This is a genomic window from Solitalea longa, from assembly GCF_002920915.1.
Classification (GTDB): Bacteria; Bacteroidota; Bacteroidia; order Sphingobacteriales; family Sphingobacteriaceae; genus Solitalea; species Solitalea longa.
Map to the genome: position 1 here is coordinate 352,959 of NZ_PQVF01000004.1, position 23,300 is coordinate 376,258.

Here is a 23,300-nt window from a genome sequence, read left to right on the forward strand (position 1 = left end):
TTTATGCTATAATGGTTTGTGATTCTAACAATTTCTTAAAGCTATTTAGTGCTTTTCCGGCGGTTAATGATTCTACTGCAATAGCGTAGCAATCATCGATGGATTTATTTCTTTCTCTGCATTTAATAGCCATTGCCGAATTAGCTAATACCGCTTTCTCTTGTGCTTCAGTTCCCTTATTGCTTAGTACGTTTGTAAATATTTCAGCCGATTCGGCAATTGTACCGCCACCAAACAAGGCTTCAGGCTTCAGGGCTGCTCCAAATAACGATGGATCATATAAAGCCTCACCGTCATTTGAAAAAACTTTAAAGGGAGCTGTTAATGAAATCTCATCATATCCTGTTAAGGTATGTATGATCATATATTGTTTTTCGGTTTTCTGATAGAGGTACGCATATAAGCGAGCTAATTCAAGGCTGAAAACACCTAAAAACTGATACTTTGGAGCGGCCGGGTTTACCATTGGCCCCAGCATGTTAAAGAACGTTTTTACCCCCAGTTCCTTGCGTATGGGAGCCACCGTTTTCATTGCAGGATGGAATAGTGGAGCATGCAAAAAGCAGATATTGGCTTCATTCAATGATCGTTTTAAGCTATCGGCATTGTTAGTGAACCGATACCCCAGATACTCCATAACATTTGAAGAACCGCAAGCCGAAGAAACGCCATAATTACCATGTTTGGAAACTTTATAGCCTGCTCCCGCCACCACAAAAGAAGAAAGCGTGGAAATATTAAAGGTGTCTTTACCGTCGCCACCGGTTCCAACCAAATCGATCAGCTCTTCCGAAGGCAGATCAATAGGTAAGCAAAGTTCAAGCATTGCATCCCTGAACCCTTCCAGCTCATCCACTGTAATGCTTCTCATACAATAGGCGGTCATGAAAGAGGCCATCTGCGAAGTATTATAAGCTCCTGAAGCCAGATCTATTAAAATCTCCTTCGATTCTGCTTTTGAAAAGGTTTGCCCTTCGAATAAATGGGTAAGTATTTTTTTCATTTTCTTTAAGCTGCTTATGCTTTTGTTAGTTAATCTAAAATACGATGTAGTTTAATGCTGCAGACACAAAAAAAGGGTTGCCTTAAGGCAACCCTTCATAAAAGTATCTTGATAGTTTTATTAAATGACAAGGAGGTTACCGTCCGCAATTTATGCAGCGCCACCACCAAATGTTATTTAATACTGTGTGTTTCATTTCGATTTTTTCAAATATGAATAATCTGTTTTTAAAATGCAAACCATTTATCAGAATATTTTTCAATAACCAGCTTGTTTTTTAATCAATTTGATAATTTTCTGTAAAGGCATTCAATGATAAATTAAAATTTAAAATCCATTCGAAATTCAACCATAAACAAAAACAGTTAATTTTTCTAAAGGCTCGATTATGATTTAAAACCCCAATAAGATAGATTTGTTGATATGTCTAGCAAAAGTAAAACGATACGTCGACTTAATGTCCGTTCAAACATCAATGCCGTCCTACTTATTGTTTTGGGAGTATTTTCTGCTGCCTTTGGGCTAAAAAGCTTTTTAATTCCCAATGGATTTATTGATGGTGGAGTTACCGGTATTTCCCTTTTGATCAATCATGTTACACATATTCCTTTTTCAATTCTGATCTTCACCTTAAACATTCCCTTTATCATTGTCGGCTACAAGCAAATAGGAAAAAAATTCGCTTTACTAACATTTTGCGCTATTACAGGTTTAGCCTTGGTCGTGTCAACAATCAACTTCCAGGTAATTACCTCCGACAAACTACTTATCTCCATATTCGGCGGGTTCTTTCTTGGAGGTGGTATTGGTCTTGCTGTTAGAGGAGGCGCAGTAATTGACGGCACCGAAATTCTGGCCGTTTACATCACCCGTAAATCAGCCCTTACCATTGGCGACACGATTTTAATCATCAACATCTTAATATTTACCGTTGCGGCCTTTTTATTAGGAATTGAAGCAGCCATGTACTCCATACTTACCTATCTTTCGGCATCAAAAACAGTTGATTTTATTATCCAGGGTATTGAAGAGTACACCGGTGTCACCATCATTTCTATCAAAAGCACTGAGATCAAGGAAGCGATCATTAATAAACTTGGACGTGGTGTTACCATTTATAAAGGCGAACGCGGCTTTGGATCAGGCGTTTATCAAAATAAAGAAATTGATATTGTTTTTACAGTCATTACCCGCCTGGAGATTTCGAAATTAAGATCAGAAATTGAAAAGATCGACCCAAGGGCATTTGTGATCATGCACAGTATCAACGAGACAAAAGGTGGGATTATTAAACGCCGACCTTTGCACTAGCCGGTTTTCAGAAAACTTTAAACTAAATTAAAGCATGAATTTCAATCGTATTAAACGTAAGTTTTCAAAGGATGAGCTGCATGATTTGGGGTTTAGTGAGAAATTAACCGGCAGTAACAGAGCCATAAATAACGACGGTTCCTTTAACGTAAAACGTATAGGAAGATCAACTACAACCATTCAGGACGTTTACAACGACCTCATTACTATGAGTTGGGGAAAATTCGGCCTGATCGTTTTGCTTTGGTTTATTCTGATCAACAGTTTCTTCGCAATTATTTACCTTTTGCTCGGAACCGAATACCTCAATGGAGCCAAAGGCCACGAATTACTTGAACAGTTCTTGGATTGTTTCTTCTTTAGTGCACAAACACTTTCAACTGTTGGTTACGGACATTTAAGTCCCAGCAATTATTGGATGAGCGGTGTGGCTGCTTTTGAATGTTTGTTGGGCTTATTAGGCTTTGCACTTGCCACCGGCTTATTATATGGCCGTTTCTCCCGACCTTCTGCAAAAGTGCTTTTTAGCGAAAACATCATCATTGCTCCTTATAGGGAAGGCCATGGACTGATGTTCAGAATTGTTAATGGGCGTAAAACCCAGCTGATTGAAACCGAACTGCAGGTTATTTATTCGATAATGGTGGACGAGGATGATAAAAGGATACGCCGGTATTTTGATTTGAAACTAGAAAGGGCAAAAGTTAATTTTTTTCCAATGAGCTGGACGGTTGTTCATCCCATCAATGAAAAAAGCATTTTATTCGGATATACTCAAGATCAACTACTGGATGCAGAAATGGAAATTTTGATTTCGCTGAAAGCCTTTGATGAAATTTACTCCCAAACCGTTTACGCAAGGCATTCTTACAACTATAGCGATTTAATCAGGGGTGCCCGATTTATACCAATGATAAGTAAGCAAAACGGAATATCAGTTTTATCACTTGATCTTTTGCATGAGTATGAAAAAGTTGAATTGTCGGAGCTGATCGTTTCAGAAACCCCTGGCGATTAATTTCTTCGGATAAAATTAAGAATGGTATCATACATCGGGCAATCCATAAAAAACAATTGGGTAATCATGGCCCGATGAGCTTTGTCTTTTATGATATTAAATTCCAGTTTTTTACCATCCAGTTCACATTGTTTTCTAAACCGATCGTTCCCTAGCATAATACCTGGATACGTCTTTGTTCCCAGAAAACTTTGGATGGGTAAATTCGTGTTCTTCAGGTAATTCATTGGCGTAGCTTCCTGCCATTTCACGGGATCAATACCAAATAACTGAAAGTATTTGGTTGCCCATTCAGGGTCGGTAATGGTAAAGAAATCATGCAGGTCGAGCAAAAAACTATCGATCAAAATCAATCCTTTTAAGGGATTTTCGATTTGAGCCTTTTGAAAGAAACGATCATCCATACCAACGAGCGCAGTTAAATAACCACCTGCCGAATGACCGGAAAGAAATACTCGACCAGGATTACCACCGTAGTTAACAATGTTCTCTTTCACCCATTTAACGGCTCTGGCTACATCAAAGGCCATGTCTTTATAATCATGAGCCGGCGCAAGACGATAGTTTATAGAAACAAACACTGTATTTCTTGAGGCAAAACCCTTTCCCAGCCGTCCGTAAATATTTTTTGAACCGCTATCCCACTCTCCCCCATGCACAAAAATCAATACATCGCAATTATTAGCATTTAAAGGTGAGTAGACATTCAATAAGTGCCTTAGCTTATCAAAATCATCTGATGAACTTGATACATAAGGTAAATCTCTTTTCTTTTGAACCCCTTTGGTTGTAAAACTATTGGAGATATTGGCAATGAAAGCGAGCATACTTTTTAATTAAAAAGTCCGAAAGTCCATAGCTCAGAGTCGAATCCAACTTTCAACTATGGACTATCAGAAACTAACTCAATAAAGGATCTTTTTCTTTAGTAAAGTGATTATATACCAGTTTATCGGTTAAAGCCGGAAACCACCTGCTTAAAAACACGGTAAGTTTACCCTGACCGGTCATGATCAAATCGCGTTTTCGCTTTTGAACACCTTTAACTATGATTTGGGCAACTTCTTCTGATGACATCATCTTGCTTTCATCCATAGAGCTTTCGCCCTGTTGTTCATTGTTTTTATTTAAGGCTGAATTTCTAATGTTGGAAGCTGTAAAACCCGGACAGGCAACCATTACATGAACATCATTTTTCAAATTTTCAACACGCAACGACTCCATAAATCCCTGCATGGCAAATTTAGATGCCGAATAACCGGTTCTTCCCGGCAAGCCTTTATAACCCGCAATTGATGAAACAGCAACTATTGATCCTTTCGATTTAATGATCTCAGGCAATGCATATTTGGTGCAATAAACGGTTCCCCAAAAATTAACATCCATTAACTGTTTCAAAACGCTTAGATCAAGATCTTTAAACAGGGCACGCATTGAGATCCCAGCATTATTTACCAGTACATCAATTTTACCGAAAGTAAGCTTCGCCTGTCCAATTAACGTGCGGCAATCTTCTTCATGGCTCACATCACAACCAACCGCCACTACCCTTATGCCGTACTGTTGTTCCAATTGCTGGCCCAATTCACATAAGGCAATGTACTGGCGGGCACCCAAAACAAGGTTAGCTCCCTGTTGGGCAAACGCTTCAGCACAAGCTTTTCCTATTCCCGATGAAGCGCCGGTAATAATTACTGTTTTTCCTTTTAATGACATGTTTATTGAGATATAAGATGAAAACACCCGGGAATCGGGGTAAGAGCAGTTCCGAGACTCCTGTTGGTTGATTTAATTACTAATTATTCGATTCAAAAATGAAAAAAAATATTGATTTGGCAATTCCTTGAAAGATATCCAGCTGATTACGCTTATATTATTTATCAAAACTGGTAATAGCTTTTATAATGAAGCTTTCCTTACTTGAGCAGGCTGTTTTCGTAGAGTACGCGAGTGGCAATTGATCGACCTAAGGTCAGTTCATCTGCATATTCGATCTCGCCGCCAAAAGCAATTCCACGGGCAATCGTTGTAATCTTCACGTTAAATTCTTTCAGTTTTTTATACAGGTAGAAGATGGTGGTGTCCCCTTCCATTGTTGGATTAAGCGCAAGGATAATTTCAGCAGGTTCACCGCTGGCAGCCCGTTCAAGTAATTGAGTAATGTTAAGATCAGAAGGCCCGATACCTTCCATCGGAGAGATCAATCCGTTTAAAACATGATAAAGGCCGTTAAATTGCTGGGTATTTTCAATGGCCATTACGTCCCTGCTATCTTCCACTACACAAATTAACGAGCGATCTCGCTTTGGATGCACGCAAATATCACAAACCGGAGTATCTGAAATGTTTCCGCAATTGGAACAAAAACGGATGTTCTTGCGAAGTTTAATAATGGTATTGCCGAAATGTTCAACCTCTTCATTGTTTTGATTCAACAGGTGCAAAACCAACCTAAGCGCTGTTTTTGATCCAATACCCGGTAATTTCGAAAATTCGTTAACTGCTTCTTCCAGTAATTTTGATGAAAACTGCATGCCTTGTTTTAATCTGAACTACAAATATGCGCAGGTAAAATGGCTTCAGCAATTATTGGCTTTAATAATATTGCCATTACGACCGAGTAAAAACCTATCAGAAATAAAGAAAATTAAACTAGAAAGTATTTTGGATTTTTTCCATATTTAGCGGGTTATATAACCAAATCACTAATCAACATAACACAAGCATGTCAGCTTCTTTACTATTTACATTCGTTGCACTGTATTTTGTCATTTTACTCGTTGTAGCCTATTTCACATCCCGCAATGCAGGTAACGATACCTTTTTCATTGGTAATAAAAGTTCTAACTGGATGCTGGTCGCCTTCGGTATGATCGGTACCTCCTTATCAGGGGTGACTTTTGTGAGTGTACCAGGCGGAGTTGGCAGTGAATCGTTTGCTTACTTGCAAATAACCCTAGGCTATTTTATCGGTTACCTGGCCATCGCTTTTGTGCTATTACCGCTTTATTATCGATTAAATTTAACCTCCATCTACTCTTACCTGAACAGCCGCTTAGGCTTTACATCGTATAAAACAGGAGCCTCATTTTTTATTATTTCGAGAACGGTAGGTGCTACAGCCAGGCTTTACCTGGTGGTGAATATTTTACAGGAAGCTATCTTATCTCAATTTGGCATTCCGTTTTGGTTAACTACCCTTATCATTCTGTTAATGATCCTACTGTACACATATGAAGGTGGTGTTAAAACCATTGTATGGACCGATACGCTGCAAACCACTTGTATGCTTGCCGGCCTGGTAATTTGTGTGGCTTATATTCTGAAACAAATGAACCTCTCCCTTCCGGAAGGCTTTCAGGCGATGGACGCCTCTGGATATTCGAAAGTATTCTTCACCAATCCTAATGATAAATTATTCTTTGTTAAACAGATCTTGGCAGGCGCATTTATCACTATAACCATGACCGGTATGGATCAGGAAATGATGCAAAAGAATATTTCGGTTAAAAACCTGAAAGACGCCCAAAAGAATATGGTTTCACTTGCCTTTATCATGGTATTTGTTATTGGTTTGTTTTTAGTTTTAGGTGGATTATTACATCTATACGCCAAACAAGTAGGAATTACTGCTACCGGCGATAAATTATTCCCAACAATAGCTTTAGATTCGCACATACCACCGGTAATTTCCGTAATTTTTATCATTGCGTTAATTTCTGCACTTTTTCCAAGTGCCGATGGTGCAATTACTGCCTTAACTTCATCGTTTTGTATAGATATAATCGGCTTGCAGCGTAATCAAACCTGGACTGATGAATACAAGAAAAAGGTTCGTCAACGAGTGCATTTAACCTTTGCTTTTGTGTTTTTATTACTGGTAATGATGTTTAAATGGATCAACAATCCTAGCATGATCGGTTTGATCTTAAAGTTGGCCGGATATACTTATGGTCCTCTGCTTGGATTATTCTCTTTTGGCATTTTAACCAAGCGCATTTTAAATGAAAAAATTGTCCCATTTGTATGCTTAGCCGCTCCTGGTATTTGTTTTGTAATCGATAAATATCAAAAAGACCTTTTCGGGGAGTTTCACATCGGACTTGAGCTTTTAATAATAAATGGACTGATAACATTTATTGGGCTTTACATTTTTTCCACAGCTCCTGCTGCATCATCTTCTGATGCCCGCCTGAACAAAGAATCGGCCTTAAATGTTTAAAATATAGCTGAAGGCTTACCAAGCCTTTTTATAAAAATTTAACTATGATGAATGACGATTTAATTAATGATGAACGAATTCGTGAGGGATTTGTCAACAAAGACTGGCCGGAAGTAAAAATCTCCGATTCATGGCAGATTTTCAAGATCATGGCGGAGTTTGTTAAGGGATTTGAGACCATGGCCCGAATCGGTCCTTGCGTATCAATTTTTGGCTCGGCAAGGGTAAAGCCGGGAACAAAATATTATGAAGTAGCAGTTGAAATTGCCCGTCAATTAACGCTTAATGGCTACGGTATCATTTCGGGCGGCGGTCCGGGTATTATGGAGGCTGCTAACAAAGGCGCTCATTCTACCGGTGGTAAATCGGTGGGTTTGAACATTGATTTACCGCATGAACAATTCCATAATCCATATATCGATAAGGACAAACTAATGACCTATGATTATTTCTTTGTTCGTAAAGTGATGTTTGTTAAATACTCTCAGGGATTTGTGGTTTTACCGGGAGGATTTGGAACGATGGATGAGCTTTTTGAAGCACTCACTCTAATTCAAACCGGAAAAGTGGCCCGTTTCCCTATCGTGTTGGTAGGTAAAGAATACTGGGGAGGTTTGCTCGACTGGATAAGAAGAGAACTGGAAGAAGGAGGTTATGTTTCTGCGGAAGACCACAATCTTTTCAGACTGGTAGACACAGCTGAAGAAGCGGTTGAACACATTGTTCGATTCTACAACAAGTATGTAATTAAGCCTAACTTTTAGCAAGTATAAATTGAATTGTAAATGGTTTGTGCCATTTACAATTCATTATTTAAAGCAACAAAACTCGATTCTTCTTTTTTAAGCAGATAATCTGTATAGGCAATATCAAAGCTTAGCTTACCCACTTCTATCAATTCTGATGCCCTGTAAAACTCAAAACTACCGCATGAATTCCTCGAAATATTAATCAAAATATCTGGCTGGTAAGTTTGAAGCATTAATTGGGTTAAACGATCTTGAATAAGCTCAAACGAACGATTCAGCAAACCGAACATTCCAATTTTTTCTGTTGGATCATTTGAACGTGTATCCATTTTAAAAAACGACGAAAGCCAGCTATCCCACAAGCCTTTACCTTTGACTTGTAACTCCTTATTCGGAAATTCGGATAGTTGCAATGGTGCCGTATTTGCATTTACATTTACCGCAACTAATAATTCGTCGGGTTGGCGATTGGCCATTGCCACCTCAATAGGCAACGGATTTAACAAGCCTCCATCCAAAAGAACCTTGCCGTTTTCTGTCACTGGTGTAAAAACTGTTGGTATGGCAATCGATGCTCTGATAGCTTTAAATAAATCACCCGAATTAAAATAGATTTCCTGCTGAGCTTGAACATCCGTTGCCACAGCTGTAAAGGGGATGGCGAAATTTTCAATTTGATGGGGCCCGATCAATTCTTCGATAGCTCCCAAAACCCTATCACCTCTCACCAAACCACCTCCTGAAAGGGTAAAGTCCAGAAGCTTAAAAACATCCCTCTTTTCCAGGTTTATGATCCAGTTCTTATAGGTTTCCAGGTGATTGGCACAATACACCCCACCAACGAGTGCCCCCATAGAGCATCCTGCAACTCGTGAAATTATAAAGCCTTTCTTCTCCAGCTCTTCGATAACGCCTATTTGCGAAATCCCTCTGGCACCACCGCTACCCAGTACCAGGCAAACTTTTTGACCTGTCATAAATATTAATTTTCGACTACTTCAAATCACTTACCCCTCCGGAAACTGTAAACTTCATTACCTCGCCCGAATTCAACTGCAACGGTTTCACAAACTTAGAAGGAACAATAAAAAATTCACCTGAAAAATTATACGAATGAGGGAAATAGACACCTACATCATCGGTTAAACCCAAAACAGAAAGATCTTTTTGGGTGATAAACCCAACTTTTTTCAATCCCAGTTCATTTATCTGAACCAAAACAGGTTCATTAAACTTTTTATCATCTCCAAAAAAGGCTTCCATAAAGTCTTTTATCGAAGAATAGATAAGCTTGAAAACCGGAATTTTATTTAAAAGCCTTTCAAAATAGTTGGCAATAGGTTCGGTGATCAAATAGGTTACCAGAACACCAACAAATGTGATGGAAACCAGCACAATGGCTAAACCTAATCCCGGAATTCCTATATCTATTAAACTATCAACAAATCTTATACCGCTGGCAACAATGTAAAATGTTAACCCAATAGGCAACACAAAAAGCAGTCCCTTTATAAAAAAACCGAACAGAATCTTCCAAACACTTCGTACCCTTGCTTTATGACGAAGTTTACCTATTTCATCCATGAATAGTTATTTAAATAAATTTATATCAAAATAAAGGCTAAAGATAATCTTTGTGAGAGCAATAAGTTAAAACTACTCATATACATAAATTCGTTTAACCCGCTGCGAAATACCAGTAAGTACCTCATACGGAATGGTTCCGATTTTTTCTGCGAGTTCTTCCACCCTCAATTCATCATTAAATACAATCACCTCGTCGGTTTCTTTGCAATCAACCCCGGTAACATCCAACATCAGCATATCCATGCAAACCGTACCAATAACCGGCACCCTATGTCCATTAACCAGCATTTCGCCTGCTCCATAGCCCAATTTACGACTGTATCCGTCGGCATAACCCAATTTTACAGTAGCAATTCTTGAGGGCTTTGTAATCAATCCCCTGCGATTATAGCTTACTGTATCACCAGGAACAAGATCTTTGATCTGGGTGATGGTGGTCTTCAAAGTACCAATTGGTTGTAAAAGGCGATTATTCTTTACCGCGCTATCAATTCCGTAAACACCCAAACCTAAACGAACCATATCCAGATGCGCCTCCGGATGTCTGGAGATACCGGCAGTATTACAAATATGTTTGATAAATGAATACCCCAGAGCCTTCTCCAACTTTTCACAAACTCGTTTTAATATAGCCAGCTGAGACGCTGTAAATCCATCTTCTTCCGCATCTTCACTTGCTGCAAGATGAGAGAAAACAGAGGCTATTTTCAAGTTGGGATATTCCTTTAAAATTTCAAGAAGCTTGTCAATATCACCTTCTAAAAACCCCAGCCGGTGCATTCCCGTATCTATTTTCAAATGAATACGATATTCTTTTTTGGTGGATAACGATGATGCAAAGCCAGCAAATTCATTCAGTATTCTGAAATTGTAGATTTCGGGTTCGAGATTAGCTTGAACCATGCCCTGAAATGCAGACACATCCGGACTCATCACCATTATCGGCAATTTAATTCCGCTCTTGCGAAGCACAATTCCCTCGTCAACATAAGCAACAGCCAGGTAATCAACCTTATGAAACTGTAATACATTGGCAATCTCAAAACTCCCGCTTCCATAAGAAAAAGCCTTTACCATGGCCATTAATTTGGTTCCGGGTTGAAGCTTCGATTTATAATAGTTTAGGTTTTGAATAAGTGCATTTAAATTGATCTCGAATACCGTTTCATGAACTTTTTGTTCCAAAAGTTTGCTGATCTGCTCAAATTCAAACCTGCGGGCTCCTTTTAGCAATATACTTTCATTGTTGTATTTAGCAGCAGAAAAATGCTCCAAAAACGAATCAGTATCAGTATAAAACTCTTTCTCCTGTTTAAATAAACCGGCTTGGGAAGAAATTTCCGGACCGATGCCTATCAGTGTGTCAATTCTAGCTGCATCCAATAATTTGGCAACTTTGACATAAAGGTCTTGCGCTGAAATACCTGACTGAACAATATCCGATAAAATCAAAGTCCTTTTTGGATGCTGTTGTTGTTGCTTCAAAAAATCGAGCGCAATTTCCAGTGAACCTACATCCGAATTATAACTATCATTAATAATTGTACAATTGTTAACACCATTGCGAAGTTTCAAGCGCATTTCAATAGGTGCCAGTTCCTTCATTCGCCTTTTAATCTGCTCATGAGGAATATTAAGTGCCAACAAAACACACCAACAAGTAATAGCATTCTTTATTGAAGCTTCATCGCTAAAGGGAATGTCTATTTGTTGCTCTTTGCCATTCACCAGCGCGATTATTCTCGAGTGGTTAATTTTTTTATCGATTTCCTTTATAAAAACATTAGCCGTTTTGTCGGTAAACGACCAGTTTATTGTTCTTTGAGCGTTTAACGTGCCTTTATAATGAATCAATTCATCTTTTGGATAGATAAATAGATCTACCGAATCAAAAAGCTTCATCTTTTCATCAAGCTTTTGATTTCGGTCCGAAAATCCTTCATCATGGGCTGCACCAATATTAGTGAGCACCCCAATGGTAGGACGGATAATCGATTCCAGCACCTGCATCTCATTTGGCCGAGATATACCGGCCTCAAATATGGCCAGGTTGGCTGAATCGTTCATTTGCCAAACAGATAGCGGCACTCCTATTTGTGAATTATAGCTTTTGGGGCTTCTTACAATTTGATGATCGACAGAAAGCAATTGAAATAGCCATTCTTTAACAATTGTTTTCCCGTTACTGCCCGTAATACCTATAACCGGATAATTAAACTGTTTGCGGTATTCGGCAGCTAGTTTTTGAAGGGCACCTAATGTATCATTTACCAACAAAAAATTAACATTAGAAGCAATACTCAGCCATTTTTCTTCGGAAACAACAAAGTTTTTTACTCCTTTTTCAATTAATTCTGGAATAAATTCATGACCATTTCGTTGTCCGGACAAAGCAAAAAATAAGGCCTGCTCCGGATGAGTGATTTTACGGCTATCAGTAGCTAGTATTTCTATAGTTTGATTTGCATCTGTCAATTCGGACTTAGCATTTAACAGATTAGCAATAGATTGGATTTTATTATTGAAAAGAGGCATAGTGCAACAAATATAGAGAATGGCTCCATAGTTAAAAGCTTAATTTAAGAAAAGAGTAAATCGAAAAGCATTCTTCAAAATTTCGATAACGATTCTCTATTTTCGCCTTATGCTACATGATGAATCACCTAAAAAGCGCCTCACCAATCCTAAAATAGCCCTTGAAAAAGCTGCAAAGTTTTGCGCTTATCAGGAAAGGAGCCAACAGGAGGTACGAAACAAATTATATGAATGGGGATTATGGACTGACGCTGTTGAAGAAATCATAAGCGATCTGATCATTAATAACTTCATCAATGAAGAGCGTTTTTCCAAAGCTTATTCGCTGGGAAAATTCAGAATGAAACAATGGGGGCGTATAAAAATTAAACAAGGCTTGAAATTGAAAGGCGTATCAGAAAACCTGATCAAAAAAGGTTTGGCCAGCATTAATGCCGAAGATTATGAACAAACATTGATACAGCTTTATGTAAAGCGAGCCGGACAGGAAAAAGAAAGTGATACCTATAAACGAAAATTCAAGCTTTCACAATACCTGATTTCGCGTGGTTTTGAAAGCGATTTAGTATGGGAAGTGATCAATGAGCATTTAAAAAAGTAAAAAAATAGTTTTTTATAAAATTTTCTTACGCTGATTATAAAACGCTTAGGAGCCAAACCTTCTTTCTGCGAACAAAAAATATAAAATCGGTATTGACAGAACTTAGATATTCTCTATATTTGCAGTCCCAAAAGCAATCAGGGGTAATAAAAGCGAAAGTAGCTCAGTTGGTAGAGCACAACCTTGCCAAGGTTGGGGTCGCGAGTTCGAATCTCGTCTTTCGCTCTAAAAGAAAACGTTCTTTTACAGTCTTACAAAAATTAAAAAAGCGAAAGTAGCTCAGTTGGTAGAGCACAACCTTGCCAAGGTTGGGGTCGCGAGTTCGAATCTCGTCTTTCGCTCTCAAAGAAAACGTTCTTTTACAGTCTTACAAAAATTAAAAAAGCGAAAGTAGCTCAGTTGGTAGAGCACAACCTTGCCAAGGTTGGGGTCGCGAGTTCGAATCTCGTCTTTCGCTCTCAAAGAAAACGTTCTTTTACAGTCTTACAAAAATTAAAAAAGCGAAAGTAGCTCAGTTGGTAGAGCACAACCTTGCCAAGGTTGGGGTCGCGAGTTCGAATCTCGTCTTTCGCTCTCTTTTAACAAGGCTGCCTTGGTGGTGGAACTGGTAGACACGCAGGACTTAAAATCCTGTGGCCGTTAAGGCCGTGCGGGTTCGATTCCCGCCTGAGGTACAAATTTCGGAAACGTCCGAGATTTAAAGAGCTTGAAAGACAGCTCTTATTTAATTTTAATGCGAAAGTAGCTCAGTTGGTAGAGCACAACCTTGCCAAGGTTGGGGTCGCGAGTTCGAATCTCGTCTTTCGCTCTTAATTGTTCTTACAATTATTGGGTAAGTACCCGCCCTGGTGGTGGAACTGGTAGACACGCAGGACTTAAAATCCTGTGGCCGTTAAGGCCGTGCGGGTTCGATTCCCGCCTGGGGTACAAAATCAAAGTTAAATGCTTGTAAATCAAAAGTTTACAAGCATTTCTTATTTATGGGTACAACATAGGTAAAACATTTCTGAATTATCTATTTACCTGCCACTCAAAGAATTTAAAGAACCTTCTGCTTCGTTGCTCAATTCAATGACCAATCCATAGAGGACTGGCAGTTTTACTTCGATAAACTATTTTACTCTCCAATTAGCATCCCAACCAAAAGTATTAATAGCTTTCTCGCTAGAGAGTGATATATCAGCCTCGGCAACATTGTAAATACCGGTTTGGCCCTTTGTGACAGCCATTTCAGCAGCTTTCGCCGCTGCTTCAACATGAACCGAAGCTGGTGCAATTGCTGCATCAAAACCCGTTTTAGGACCGTAAAAAAGGCCGTAACGCAATACTATACCCTCAACTCCTGATTCTATTACTTGTCTTTCTAAATTTCGAACGCCATCCGCTGTTTCTCCATATACTGGATCTGTAAACGGTAAAAGTGGGTCTCCTTCTACATGTGGGGTTGGTCCTTCATCATAAATAAAAGAAATACTTTGAGCAATGATACGCTTACACCCAGCACTAACACCAGCCTCTACTAAATTTTTTGTGCCTTCAGTTCTTAGGCGAGCATTACGAACCAATGCTGCAGCCATTTCTTTGCCGTCAAGCGCATACGGCAGGTCAGTAAGTTGAATAATAATAACTTCAGGTTTAATATTAGAAATAATTTCCTTTAGCTTCCCTGCTTCATAAACATCTATTACAACAGGTTCAGCACCCATTTTTTGAATAATTGAAACTTTGTCTTTAGAACGTGTAGTTCCATAGACTTTCCACCCATTTTTAACCAATAAAGGTGTTAGAACTTGACCGATTGCTCCAGTAGCTCCTGCTAAAAAAATTGTTTTTGACATAGCTTTGATTTTTGTTCTGAATAATATCAGCTGTTACTTTACTTTCAAGTTGTTACTAAAATTATTTAGCTTGCCAGTAGCAACGTTTTGGAGAAACAATTGCTTCTTCTTCTTTTAACTGTTTCATAGCCTTATCAACAACTTTACGGTCCAAACCTGTTATTTCTACTATTTTCCCAGCATTTAAAGGAGAACCATCCTTTTTCATAGCGTCTAAAACTTGTTCTTTTGCATCCATAATTATCAATAATTAAATTGGACAAGGGTTGACGGACTTTTTGCCCTTCGTCTACGCTCAGGGAGACCATGGCCTTGGCAAAAAGTAGAACAATCCGCAGCCTGATCGACTAGCAGGCGAGCCTACGCCCATAAGCAAACATTTTATTGATATAATTTAAGCTTTTATTCTCAATTTCGCAGCCTGTTGGGGCCTAATAACTTACATCAGATTGCACACTATCCGAGTTTACAATCTTTAAGTTTATCACAAAAATGGAACTTATTATACTTTGTAGCTTTGCCTTTCTTGCAGGTTTTATTGATTCGATCGTTGGTGGTGGTGGACTAATTCAAACCCCTGCCCTGCTGCTGTCACTTCCCAAAGTACCAATCCCAACCCTCCTTGGAACCGGAAAAATTCCTTCATTAACTGGAACCAGCGTTGCTGCATGGCAATACAGTAAACGTGTGCAGTTTAATGTTAAGGTTTTGATTTCAGTTGCGATTTGTGCGTTGATCGCTGCTTACCTTGGCGCCCAAACAGTAAGTCTGCTCAACAGCAAAGTTCTAAAACCATTGATCCTGTTTATTCTAATTGCAATAGCCATTTACACTTATTTGAAAAAAGACCTTGGGAACTCAGAATCAAAAGAAATCCCTGAAAAGAAAATGATTATATATGGCGGTTTGATTGGATTGATCATCGGTTTCTACGATGGTTTTTTCGGTCCTGGTACCGGCAGCTTTTTCGTTTTGGCCTTTATTCTGGTTTTAGGACTGGATTTTCTAAACGCCTCGGCCTATGCAAAAGTGGTAAACTGCGTCACCAATATTGCCGCCCTTTCGGCATTTGTTTTTAATAAACAGGTGCTGTATCATGTGGCCTTACCCATGGCTGTTTGCAATATGGCCGGAGGACTTATTGGCAGCAAGCTGGCTTTGTCGAAAGGCAATGATTTTATCCGAAAATTCTTTCTGTTTGTTATTTGTTTGCTGATCATTCGTTATGCATATGATGTTTTTTGGAAGTAGTTTTTGATCAAAGGTCAGGAAAAAACTACATTCTTTATTGCACCTTCTGGCGTAATAACATTTTAACAAAACATCTTTTTGGCTATAAACGTTTTTTACATAAAATGCTAACCCAACTTAAATTCTATTAAGTTTTAATTATCAAACATTTAACTATTAATATCTCATCATTTTTACCATCTATTGACTGTAAAAGCATTTCTTTACAAAACCAAATACCTATCTTTGCCGTTTGAAAAAATATGAGTAAGCACGGAAGAATATTAGTAGCCATGAGTGGAGGTATCGATAGTTCGGTAGCTTCAATTATGCTGCATGAACAAGGCTATGAAGTAATTGGCCTTACCATGAAAACCTGGGATTATGCATCTTCTGGCTCCTCTTCAAAAGAAACCGGTTGTTGCAGTCTCGACTCAATTAACGATGCACGTTCTTTGGCGGTTGAATATGGTTTTCCTCATTATATTTTAGATATCCGTGAGGAGTTCGGCAATTTTGTAATTGATAATTTTGTTGAAGAATATTTAGCCGGCCGTACTCCCAACCCTTGCGTTTTATGCAATACTCATATTAAGTGGGAAGCGTTGATGAAACGTGCCGATAAATTGGATTGTGAGTTTATTGCAACTGGTCATTACGCTCAAATTCGCCAGGAGAATGATCGCTATGTGGTTTCCAAAGGATTGGATAACAACAAGGATCAGTCTTACGTTTTATGGGGCGTTTCTCAATATAATTTAAGCAGAACAAAACTCCCATTAGGTGGTTTCCGTAAAACAGAGATCCGCCAAATGGCAATGGATATGGGCCAGATTGATTTGGCCAATAAAAGCGAGAGCTATGAAATCTGCTTTGTTCCTGATAACGACTATCGCTCTTTCCTGAAACATCGCGTTCCGGATTTAGAAGATCGCGTTGACGGCGGCGACTTCGTGCTTACTGATGGACGTAAAGTAGGAAAACATAAAGGATATCCATTTTACACCATTGGCCAGCGTAAAGGTTTAGGAATTGCTTTGGGTGAACCTGTTTTCGTAACCCGAATTATTCCTGAAACAAATACAGTAGTTTTGGGCCGTGAAGAAGACTTACATAAATCGCAAGCCTTTGTACGTAATCATAACCTGATAAAATATGCGTCTATTAAAGAACCTTTAGAAGCAGTGACTAAGATCAGGTATAAAGATGCCGGCGCAATGAGCTCAATTGTTGAAGACGGAGATTTGATAAAAGTTAATTTCGAGCATTCTGTTTCAGCTATTGCTCCGGGACAATCCGCAGTATTTTATGAAGGTGAAGACTTGATTGGAGGCGGATTTCTGTGTTAATTTAAAGCAATTTACATTATCTGAATAATTACTTATTAACCAAATTTATAACCTAAACATAAGAAGTACCATATTATGTCTAACGAATTAGAACACATTCACTGCCTTATCATTGGCTCTGGCCCTGCAGGTTATACTGCTGCGATTTATGCGGCCCGTGCGGATTTAAAACCAGTTATGTATACAGGTTTACAACCGGGTGGACAATTGACTACTACAACAGAAGTTGAAAATTTCCCTGGATATCCTGATGGCACCCATGGCCCAGAGATGATGGAAGACTTTAAAAAACAAGCTGAACGCTTTGGTGCTGAAGTTCGTTTCGGCATTGTTACAGCCGTTGATTTTTCGTCATTGCCTCACAAAGTAACACTTGATGACGGCAAACAAGTTACTGCTGATGCGGTAATTATTTCAACCGGTGCTTCTGCTAAATGGCTGGGATTACCATCAGAAGAGAAATACAACGGTTTTGGAGTTTCAGCATGTGCAGTATGTGATGGATTTTTCTTCCGTAAGCAAGATGTTGCAATAGTTGGTGCGGGCGATACTGCAGCAGAAGAAGCTACTTATCTTTCGAAACTTTGTAATAAAGTATATATGATTGTTCGTAAAGGCGAAATGCGTGCTTCAAAAGCAATGCAACACCGTGTTATGAACACTCCTAATATTGAAGTATTGTTCCATTCTGAAACCAAAGAAATTTTGGGAGACGGACAAAATGTTACCGGTGCATTAATTAAAAATAACGAAACCGGTACAGAAACAACGATCAATGTTACAGGTTTCTTTGTGGCTATTGGCCATAAACCTAACACTGACGTGTTTAAGGGATGGATCGACATGGATGAAAACGGTTATATTATTACCAAACCTGGCAGCACTAAAACCAATGTAGAAGGTGTGTTTGCTGCAGGTGACGTTCAAGACCATATTTACCGTCAGGCTGTAACAGCTGCTGGTTCGGGCTGTATGGCAGCATTGGATGCTGAACGTTACATTGCAACAAAAGAACATAGCTCTATTTATGTTGAAGAATTAAGCAATTAATTATAAATAAATAATGCGTTACAAAGCCATCATTAATTGATGGCTTTGTTGTTTAAACCCCTTCTGGTAGCTATTATTTACTTCACAACCTCATAGTTTTTTATAGATTTGTAGCTTATCAATTACCAATTTATGAAGCAAAAAAAAAACAGGCTCACCCTATATATTTTCATTGCCTTAGTAATAGGCATTATTTTAGGCTACCTGCTGAACATCTACTATATCAAAACCTATAATGATGGTTTGGCAAAAGCAACTGTTAAAATTGAACAAGCCGAAAAAAAACTTAGCACAATTACCGACAGTACTTCAGTTACTTATAAAGCGTTAAAAACTGAAATAGCCACCGCGCAAAAAAGTAAATCTGAAAATGATAAAATGCGCGAAAAGAAACTGGAGCTATTTACCGTATTAAGCGATATTTTCCTTCGACTTATTAAAATGATTGTTGCGCCTCTGGTATTAACAACACTTGTTGTTGGAGTTGCCAAATTAGGTGATATCAAGGCTGTAGGGCGAATTGGTGGAAAAACACTGCTATGGTTTGTAAGTGCCAGCTTGTTATCGTTAGTATTGGGAATGATATTGGTCAATATTTTCCGCCCCGGAGAAGCCATGCATTTACCATTACCTGATAGCCATACAAGTACCGGAATTCAAAAAGCTGCATTGAGCTTTAAAGATTTCATTGCCCATGTGTTTCCAAAAAGTGTAATTGAATCAATGGCTACCAATGAGATCTTACAAATTGTGGTATTCGCCTTATTTTTTGGGGTAGCTACAGCGGCCATTGGCGAACAGGGTAAAATTGTAATTAAGTTATTTGATGCAATAGCCCATGTAATTTTAAAGGTTACAGGCTATGTAATGAACTTTGCTCCTTTCGCAGTTTTTGGCGCCATGACGGCGATTATTGCTAAACAAGGTTTGGGAATTTTATCTACCTATGCCCTATTTATCATTGAGTTTTATGGTGGATTGCTTTTCTTATGGCTGGTACTTACTTTAATAGGTTCAACCATATTGAAAAAAAGAGCTTTCGAATTAATAGGAAGATTAAAAGAACCGATTTTGTTAGCATTTAGTACAGCCAGCAGTGAGGCTGCCTATCCTAAAACAATGGAACAATTAGAGCGTTTTGGCTGTAAAAACAAAATTGTCAGCTTTGTTCTTCCATTGGGTTATTCATTTAATCTTGATGGATCGATGATGTACATGACATTTGCATCATTATTCATTGCGCAATCTTATGGAATACATCTGTCTTTTGAGCAACAACTAACCATGTTGTTAATATTAATGCTTACCAGCAAGGGTATTGCAGGAGTCCCAAGAGCTTCATTAGTAGTAATTGCCGGAACCATAGCAACCTTTAATATTCCAGAAGCAGGCTTAGCATTACTTTTAGGAATTGATCCATTATTAGACATGGGTCGATCAGCTACCAATGTGGTTGGTAACAGCATTGCAACTGCCGTAGTAAGTAAATGGGAAGGCGAATTAAGCGAACCAATAAGTGATTCGGCTGAGATAGAAATGGTCAATGAAGAAAAAAAATAATTAAATAGATATAAACTAAATGAGCGACAGATTTAAGAAGATTTACCTTTTAACAATGATAGTAGGTTCCTTTTTGATCTATATGGGCTACTATTATTATACTGCCTATTTCAAAAAGATGCATTATAAAATTGTGGAATTTGATCATGTTGAGGTGAAATTTACGAAGGGAGATGAAGTAGGATATGAGTATAATTCAAAGACCCAACTGTTGAAATACCGTAATGAACAGGATTCGTTGATAACACAGAAAGTGGAATTACCGAAAGAAGCCATCAAAGAAATTCATCAGAAAATGTGGGATAACATGTTTTTCGATATGCCTGATCAAATGATTGGAGGTGATGTTGCTACCACCCCACGCTTCTTTATTGAAATGTGTTATCAAAAGAAATGTAAAAGCATTACCTGGGATGAAAAAGCAAATGAGAAACCGCAATACATGGAGCGTGTGCGCGAGCTCAAACAGTTTATTGAATCAAAAATTGAAGAGAACGAGACTAAAAACTAAGTAAAAAAGTACTTAAAATAATTTAGCAGATAGGCTTTCATATATCATTGTTAATCCCTATTTTTGCACCTCGTTTTATATAAAAATATTTTATTTAATCATGTACGCAATAGTAAATATAGCCGGGCAACAGTTTAAAGTTGCAAAAGACCAGCAGATCTTTGTACACCGCTTACAAGGAGATGAGGGCGCTAGTATTGAATTTGGCGATGTTTTATTGGTAGCTAACGGCGATAAAATCTCTGTAGGTGCTCCTAACGTTGCAGGTTCAAAAGTAACTGCTAAAATCGTTTCTCACCTAAAAGGCGATAAAGTTATCGTTTTCAAGAAAAAACGTCGTAAAGGTTATAAACGCAAAAACGGTCACCGTCAGTCGTTTACCAAAATCCAGATCGAAAACATTGTATTTTAATCACTAAGAAAGGAATTTTAAGAAATGGCACATAAAAAAGGTGCGGGTAGTTCGAAGAACGGCCGTGAGTCACACAGTAAACGTCTTGGCATTAAAATTTTCGGTGGTCAAACTGCAATTGCAGGTAACATCATCGTTCGCCAACGTGGTACTAAACACAACCCTGATAAAAACGTAGGTATTGGTAAAGACCATACTTTGTTTGCATTAATTGATGGTACTGTTGTTTTCAAAAAGAAAAAAGACGATAAATCATACGTTTCAGTTATTCCTGTAGAAACTGCAGCTGAAGTAAAAAACTAAGAAACGTTTAAAATATAGAAAGCCTTTGGTATTTTTGCCAAAGGCTTTTTTATTTAAATAAGCTCTACTTCTCTATCAATATAAAAAGCTTATATTTTACCTCTTCTCATGACAGCATCATCGGCAGCAGTTTTATGGACAGGCGGAAAAGACTGTGTTTTAGCTTTGCTTCACGCAAAAAACGAAGGAATAGTAATAAACCAGCTCATTACCTTTGCGCCAAAGGATGCTGATTTCCTGGCCCATCCAATTAAAGTTCTTAAGCTGCAGTCAGAAGCTCTTAATTTGCCCCATCGGATTATGGAAATTAGCGAGCCTTACAAAGAGGGCTACGAAAATGCCATTGCTCAACTTAAAACAGAAGGTATTGATTTGCTTATAAGTGGCGATATCGATGAGGTAAATAGTTTCCCGAATTGGATCAAGGAAAGAAGCAACGCTTCGGGAATGGAGGTGTATGCCCCACTATGGCAAAGAGATCGAAAGGAATTACTGAATCAATTTGTAGCAAATAACTTCAAAGTAATATTTTCCCTTGTTCGGAAACCTTGGTTTACCCGCAGCTGGGTTGGCGATCTGATCACCTCAGCTAAAATTGACCAGTTATCTATGTTTAAAGAATTAAAGGGTATTGACCTAAGCGGAGAACAAGGCGAATATCATACGCTTGTATTAGATTGCCAGGCATTTAAAAAAGCCTTGATCATTCAAAAAAGTTCGATTGAGCAGAAGGATGACATGTACTATTTGCGAATAGATGAAATAGGGTTAAAAGAGAAATAAACACTATACAATTATTGAATGAACCGGGAAGAATTCGAGCAATTAAACAAGCCAGAAGCACGGCTAGTTATAAGTAAAAACATTGATGCCGATCCTTTAAAATTTGCTCTTAACTATAAATCCGAAAGCACTCCCGCTCACCTTATCTCTACGCAAATTAAGTACCTGCAAAGAGCTAAAAACAAGCTTCCTTCGTATTACAAAGCACAATGCATTATTCCGCCGCTTTCTTATGAACAATCGAGCAGTGAAGCCACTGCCGGACTGAAAAATCAAAAAGGCACCCTTTGTCTCGATTTAACCTGTGGATTGGGAGTAGATAGCTTTTATTTTTCAAAAAGCTTTAATCAGGTGATCAGTCTTGAAATGAACCCGGTTTTGGCAGATATCACCAGAAGCAATTTCGGATTACTGGGAGCGTCCAACATAGAAGTTATTAATCAAAGAGCTGAAGATTTTATTGCACATTACACCGGAGAAAAGTTCGACCTGGTGTTTGTAGATCCGGCACGCAGAGATGATAGCCAGGGACGTGTGTTTTTGTTTGAAGATTGTTCTCCAAATCTATATGAGATATTACCTCAAGTTGCCCAAATCAGCAAAAAACTTATTGTAAAGGCCTCTCCCCTTTTTGACAATGCTGAAGCCTGGAAAAGGTTTCCGGAATTAGCCAGTCTTACAGTTGTATCGGTGGACAATGAATGCAAAGAACTTTTGCTTGAATTTAATTTTGAGCAAACCCCTAATGAACAAACCGAAGCTATTTTATTGAACAGAAGGGGCATCACTTCATCTTATACATTCATTAAAAAGACAGACCTAATTGATCACCCTACACTTCAACATCAGCCTATAAATTATTTATTGGAACCTGATGTTGCTTTCTATAAATCACGCTTGAATATCGAACTGTTTAATAAATACTTTAGCGATTTAAAGCTTTATTATGATCAGCCAGATGGGTATTTTTTTTCTGATGAAATAGTTAAGCAAGAGTTTCCCGGAAGAGTTTTTAGGATTATTGAAGAGCTGGATTATCAACCTAAATCATTAAAAAAACACCTCAAAGAAAAGGGAATAAAGAAAGCGAATGTGAGCAAGCGAAACTTTCCAATTGGGGTTGATGAGATTCGAAAATCATTAAACCTGGCAGATGGAGGCAGTGTTTATTTATTCTTTACTAAACACCGATCAGGGATTGCTAAGGTATTAATTACCGAACGATGTTAAACAAAAAA

At 38.3% G+C, this 23,300-nt stretch carries 23 protein-coding genes and 7 tRNA genes; 21 read left to right on the forward strand and 9 right to left on the reverse strand.

Going from position 1 to position 23,300, the window contains the following annotated elements; translation table 11 throughout:
- Window position 1 precedes the first annotated feature (1 nt).
- Window positions 2–1,003 (reverse strand): anthranilate phosphoribosyltransferase, encoded by a 1,002-nt coding sequence (gene trpD / locus C3K47_RS07300; RefSeq protein WP_103788469.1) that lies wholly within the window; start codon window positions 1,001–1,003, stop codon window positions 2–4.
- Window positions 1,004–1,426: 423 nt separating this feature from the next.
- On the opposite strand from trpD, the gene C3K47_RS07305 reads away from it, so the two are divergent.
- Both C3K47_RS07305 and C3K47_RS07310 read left to right on the forward strand, forming a co-directional pair.
- Window positions 1,427–2,314, forward strand: a complete 888-nt coding sequence (locus C3K47_RS07305) for a YitT family protein (RefSeq protein WP_103788470.1) — start codon at window positions 1,427–1,429, stop codon at window positions 2,312–2,314.
- A gap of 34 nt (window positions 2,315–2,348) precedes the next feature.
- On the forward strand, window positions 2,349–3,332 hold the full coding sequence (locus C3K47_RS07310; RefSeq protein WP_103788471.1) for an ion channel: 984 nt from the start codon (window positions 2,349–2,351) through the stop codon (window positions 3,330–3,332).
- On the opposite strand, the gene C3K47_RS07315 is transcribed toward C3K47_RS07310, so the two are convergent.
- The 3 genes from C3K47_RS07315 to recR all read right to left on the reverse strand — a co-directional run bounded on the left by C3K47_RS07315 (window position 3,329) and on the right by recR (window position 5,866).
- Window positions 3,329–4,159 carry an alpha/beta hydrolase gene (locus tag C3K47_RS07315; protein ID WP_103788472.1) on the reverse strand — a complete coding sequence of 277 codons (831 nt, stop codon included), beginning with the start codon at window positions 4,157–4,159 and terminating at the stop codon, window positions 3,329–3,331. The two genes, C3K47_RS07310 and C3K47_RS07315, sit on opposite strands and share 4 nt — an antisense overlap.
- 73 nt (window positions 4,160–4,232) lie before the next feature.
- On the reverse strand, window positions 4,233–5,048 hold the full coding sequence (locus tag C3K47_RS07320) for an SDR family oxidoreductase (RefSeq protein WP_103788473.1): 816 nt from the start codon (window positions 5,046–5,048) through the stop codon (window positions 4,233–4,235).
- A gap of 200 nt (window positions 5,049–5,248) precedes the next feature.
- Complete coding sequence (recR, locus tag C3K47_RS07325) at window positions 5,249–5,866, reverse strand: recombination mediator RecR (protein ID WP_103788474.1); 618 nt, start codon at window positions 5,864–5,866, stop codon at window positions 5,249–5,251.
- A gap of 191 nt (window positions 5,867–6,057) precedes the next feature.
- Between recR and C3K47_RS07330 the strand changes: the two genes are divergently transcribed.
- Together C3K47_RS07330 and C3K47_RS07335 are read left to right on the forward strand one after the other, a co-directional pair.
- Entirely contained in the window at window positions 6,058–7,554 is a 1,497-nt protein-coding gene (locus C3K47_RS07330) for a sodium:solute symporter (protein WP_103788475.1), read from the forward strand.
- A gap of 47 nt (window positions 7,555–7,601) precedes the next feature.
- Window positions 7,602–8,318 carry an LOG family protein gene (locus C3K47_RS07335; protein WP_207765254.1) on the forward strand — a complete coding sequence of 239 codons (717 nt, stop codon included), beginning with the start codon at window positions 7,602–7,604 and terminating at the stop codon, window positions 8,316–8,318.
- 35 nt (window positions 8,319–8,353) lie between these two features.
- Here C3K47_RS07335 and C3K47_RS07340 read toward each other — a convergent pair whose 3' ends face one another.
- The 3 genes from C3K47_RS07340 to C3K47_RS07350 all read right to left on the reverse strand — a co-directional run bounded on the left by C3K47_RS07340 (window position 8,354) and on the right by C3K47_RS07350 (window position 12,425).
- Entirely contained in the window at window positions 8,354–9,280 is a 927-nt protein-coding gene (locus C3K47_RS07340) for a patatin-like phospholipase family protein (protein ID WP_103788477.1), read from the reverse strand.
- Between the two features lie 16 nt (window positions 9,281–9,296).
- The gene (locus C3K47_RS07345) at window positions 9,297–9,887 is read right to left on the reverse strand and encodes a DUF502 domain-containing protein (protein WP_103788478.1); all 591 of its coding nucleotides are present in this window, start codon (window positions 9,885–9,887) and stop codon (window positions 9,297–9,299) included.
- A 72-nt stretch (window positions 9,888–9,959) separates the two neighbouring features.
- A complete protein-coding gene (locus tag C3K47_RS07350) occupies window positions 9,960–12,425 on the reverse strand; it encodes a bifunctional UDP-N-acetylmuramoyl-tripeptide:D-alanyl-D-alanine ligase/alanine racemase (protein ID WP_103788479.1) in 2,466 nt (821 codons plus the stop codon).
- A 109-nt stretch (window positions 12,426–12,534) separates the two neighbouring features.
- Here C3K47_RS07350 and C3K47_RS07355 point away from each other — a divergent pair, with 109 nt between their 5' ends.
- From C3K47_RS07355 to C3K47_RS07390, 8 genes are all read left to right on the forward strand, one after another.
- A complete protein-coding gene (locus tag C3K47_RS07355; RefSeq protein WP_103788480.1) occupies window positions 12,535–13,026 on the forward strand; it encodes a regulatory protein RecX in 492 nt (163 codons plus the stop codon).
- A gap of 152 nt (window positions 13,027–13,178) precedes the next feature.
- Window positions 13,179–13,251, forward strand: a tRNA-Gly gene (locus tag C3K47_RS07360).
- Between the two features lie 43 nt (window positions 13,252–13,294).
- Window positions 13,295–13,367: transfer RNA gene (locus tag C3K47_RS07365), tRNA-Gly, on the forward strand.
- A 43-nt stretch (window positions 13,368–13,410) separates the two neighbouring features.
- Window positions 13,411–13,483 (forward strand) — tRNA-Gly (locus tag C3K47_RS07370).
- A 43-nt stretch (window positions 13,484–13,526) separates the two neighbouring features.
- Window positions 13,527–13,599, forward strand: a tRNA-Gly gene (locus C3K47_RS07375).
- Window positions 13,600–13,615: 16 nt separating this feature from the next.
- Window positions 13,616–13,700: transfer RNA gene (locus C3K47_RS07380), tRNA-Leu, on the forward strand.
- A gap of 61 nt (window positions 13,701–13,761) precedes the next feature.
- Window positions 13,762–13,834, forward strand: a tRNA-Gly gene (locus C3K47_RS07385).
- A gap of 34 nt (window positions 13,835–13,868) precedes the next feature.
- A tRNA-Leu gene (locus C3K47_RS07390) sits at window positions 13,869–13,953 on the forward strand.
- Window positions 13,954–14,138: 185 nt separating this feature from the next.
- On the opposite strand, the gene C3K47_RS07395 is transcribed toward C3K47_RS07390, so the two are convergent.
- Together C3K47_RS07395 and C3K47_RS07400 are read right to left on the reverse strand one after the other, a co-directional pair.
- Window positions 14,139–14,864: an NAD-dependent epimerase/dehydratase family protein gene (locus C3K47_RS07395; protein ID WP_103788481.1), complete on the reverse strand. Its 726-nt coding sequence runs from the start codon at window positions 14,862–14,864 to the stop codon at window positions 14,139–14,141.
- Window positions 14,865–14,925: 61 nt separating this feature from the next.
- Entirely contained in the window at window positions 14,926–15,102 is a 177-nt protein-coding gene (locus C3K47_RS07400) for a MarR family transcriptional regulator (protein ID WP_103788482.1), read from the reverse strand.
- Between the two features lie 254 nt (window positions 15,103–15,356).
- On the opposite strand from C3K47_RS07400, the gene C3K47_RS07405 reads away from it, so the two are divergent.
- The 9 genes from C3K47_RS07405 (at window position 15,357) to C3K47_RS07445 (ending at window position 23,292) form a co-directional block, all read left to right on the forward strand.
- Complete coding sequence (locus C3K47_RS07405) at window positions 15,357–16,115, forward strand: sulfite exporter TauE/SafE family protein (RefSeq protein WP_103788483.1); 759 nt, start codon at window positions 15,357–15,359, stop codon at window positions 16,113–16,115.
- 242 nt (window positions 16,116–16,357) lie between these two features.
- On the forward strand, window positions 16,358–17,443 hold the full coding sequence (mnmA, locus tag C3K47_RS07410) for a tRNA 2-thiouridine(34) synthase MnmA (protein ID WP_103788484.1): 1,086 nt from the start codon (window positions 16,358–16,360) through the stop codon (window positions 17,441–17,443).
- Between the two features lie 75 nt (window positions 17,444–17,518).
- The gene (gene trxB / locus C3K47_RS07415; RefSeq protein WP_103788485.1) at window positions 17,519–18,493 is read left to right on the forward strand and encodes a thioredoxin-disulfide reductase; all 975 of its coding nucleotides are present in this window, start codon (window positions 17,519–17,521) and stop codon (window positions 18,491–18,493) included.
- A 132-nt stretch (window positions 18,494–18,625) separates the two neighbouring features.
- Window positions 18,626–20,053, forward strand: coding sequence for a dicarboxylate/amino acid:cation symporter (locus C3K47_RS07420; RefSeq protein ID WP_103788486.1), 1,428 nt, complete (start codon window positions 18,626–18,628; stop codon window positions 20,051–20,053).
- 19 nt (window positions 20,054–20,072) lie between these two features.
- Complete coding sequence (locus tag C3K47_RS07425; protein WP_133159346.1) at window positions 20,073–20,564, forward strand: hypothetical protein; 492 nt, start codon at window positions 20,073–20,075, stop codon at window positions 20,562–20,564.
- Window positions 20,565–20,664: 100 nt separating this feature from the next.
- The gene (gene rplU, locus C3K47_RS07430; protein WP_103788488.1) at window positions 20,665–20,976 is read left to right on the forward strand and encodes a 50S ribosomal protein L21; all 312 of its coding nucleotides are present in this window, start codon (window positions 20,665–20,667) and stop codon (window positions 20,974–20,976) included.
- Between the two features lie 24 nt (window positions 20,977–21,000).
- On the forward strand, window positions 21,001–21,279 hold the full coding sequence (gene rpmA, locus C3K47_RS07435) for a 50S ribosomal protein L27 (RefSeq protein WP_103788489.1): 279 nt from the start codon (window positions 21,001–21,003) through the stop codon (window positions 21,277–21,279).
- A gap of 108 nt (window positions 21,280–21,387) precedes the next feature.
- Complete coding sequence (locus C3K47_RS07440; RefSeq protein ID WP_103788490.1) at window positions 21,388–22,062, forward strand: Dph6-related ATP pyrophosphatase; 675 nt, start codon at window positions 21,388–21,390, stop codon at window positions 22,060–22,062.
- A gap of 18 nt (window positions 22,063–22,080) precedes the next feature.
- Window positions 22,081–23,292 (forward strand): THUMP-like domain-containing protein, encoded by a 1,212-nt coding sequence (locus C3K47_RS07445; RefSeq protein WP_103788491.1) that lies wholly within the window; start codon window positions 22,081–22,083, stop codon window positions 23,290–23,292.
- Window positions 23,293–23,300 lie beyond the last annotated feature (8 nt).

Coding starts and splice junctions, on each gene's coding strand:
- C3K47_RS07420 (WP_103788486.1), top strand. CDS start 18,626: ATGAAGCAAAAAAAAAACAGGCTCACCCTATATATTTTCATTGCCTTA.
- C3K47_RS07355 (WP_103788480.1), top strand. CDS start 12,535: ATGCTACATGATGAATCACCTAAAAAGCGCCTCACCAATCCTAAAATA.
- C3K47_RS07310 (WP_103788471.1), top strand. CDS start 2,349: ATGAATTTCAATCGTATTAAACGTAAGTTTTCAAAGGATGAGCTGCAT.
- rplU (WP_103788488.1), top strand. CDS start 20,665: ATGTACGCAATAGTAAATATAGCCGGGCAACAGTTTAAAGTTGCAAAA.
- C3K47_RS07440 (WP_103788490.1), top strand. CDS start 21,388: ATGACAGCATCATCGGCAGCAGTTTTATGGACAGGCGGAAAAGACTGT.
- C3K47_RS07445 (WP_103788491.1), top strand. CDS start 22,081: ATGAACCGGGAAGAATTCGAGCAATTAAACAAGCCAGAAGCACGGCTA.
- C3K47_RS07400 (WP_103788482.1), bottom strand. CDS start 15,102: ATGGATGCAAAAGAACAAGTTTTAGACGCTATGAAAAAGGATGGTTCT.
- trxB (WP_103788485.1), top strand. CDS start 17,519: ATGTCTAACGAATTAGAACACATTCACTGCCTTATCATTGGCTCTGGC.
- C3K47_RS07425 (WP_133159346.1), top strand. CDS start 20,073: ATGAGCGACAGATTTAAGAAGATTTACCTTTTAACAATGATAGTAGGT.
- trpD (WP_103788469.1), bottom strand. CDS start 1,003: ATGAAAAAAATACTTACCCATTTATTCGAAGGGCAAACCTTTTCAAAA.
- mnmA (WP_103788484.1), top strand. CDS start 16,358: ATGAGTAAGCACGGAAGAATATTAGTAGCCATGAGTGGAGGTATCGAT.
- C3K47_RS07395 (WP_103788481.1), bottom strand. CDS start 14,864: ATGTCAAAAACAATTTTTTTAGCAGGAGCTACTGGAGCAATCGGTCAA.
- C3K47_RS07405 (WP_103788483.1), top strand. CDS start 15,357: ATGGAACTTATTATACTTTGTAGCTTTGCCTTTCTTGCAGGTTTTATT.
- C3K47_RS07320 (WP_103788473.1), bottom strand. CDS start 5,048: ATGTCATTAAAAGGAAAAACAGTAATTATTACCGGCGCTTCATCGGGA.
- recR (WP_103788474.1), bottom strand. CDS start 5,866: ATGCAGTTTTCATCAAAATTACTGGAAGAAGCAGTTAACGAATTTTCG.
- C3K47_RS07350 (WP_103788479.1), bottom strand. CDS start 12,425: ATGCCTCTTTTCAATAATAAAATCCAATCTATTGCTAATCTGTTAAAT.
- C3K47_RS07330 (WP_103788475.1), top strand. CDS start 6,058: ATGTCAGCTTCTTTACTATTTACATTCGTTGCACTGTATTTTGTCATT.
- C3K47_RS07345 (WP_103788478.1), bottom strand. CDS start 9,887: ATGGATGAAATAGGTAAACTTCGTCATAAAGCAAGGGTACGAAGTGTT.
- C3K47_RS07340 (WP_103788477.1), bottom strand. CDS start 9,280: ATGACAGGTCAAAAAGTTTGCCTGGTACTGGGTAGCGGTGGTGCCAGA.
- C3K47_RS07335 (WP_207765254.1), top strand. CDS start 7,602: ATGAATGACGATTTAATTAATGATGAACGAATTCGTGAGGGATTTGTC.
- C3K47_RS07315 (WP_103788472.1), bottom strand. CDS start 4,159: ATGCTCGCTTTCATTGCCAATATCTCCAATAGTTTTACAACCAAAGGG.
- rpmA (WP_103788489.1), top strand. CDS start 21,001: ATGGCACATAAAAAAGGTGCGGGTAGTTCGAAGAACGGCCGTGAGTCA.
- C3K47_RS07305 (WP_103788470.1), top strand. CDS start 1,427: ATGTCTAGCAAAAGTAAAACGATACGTCGACTTAATGTCCGTTCAAAC.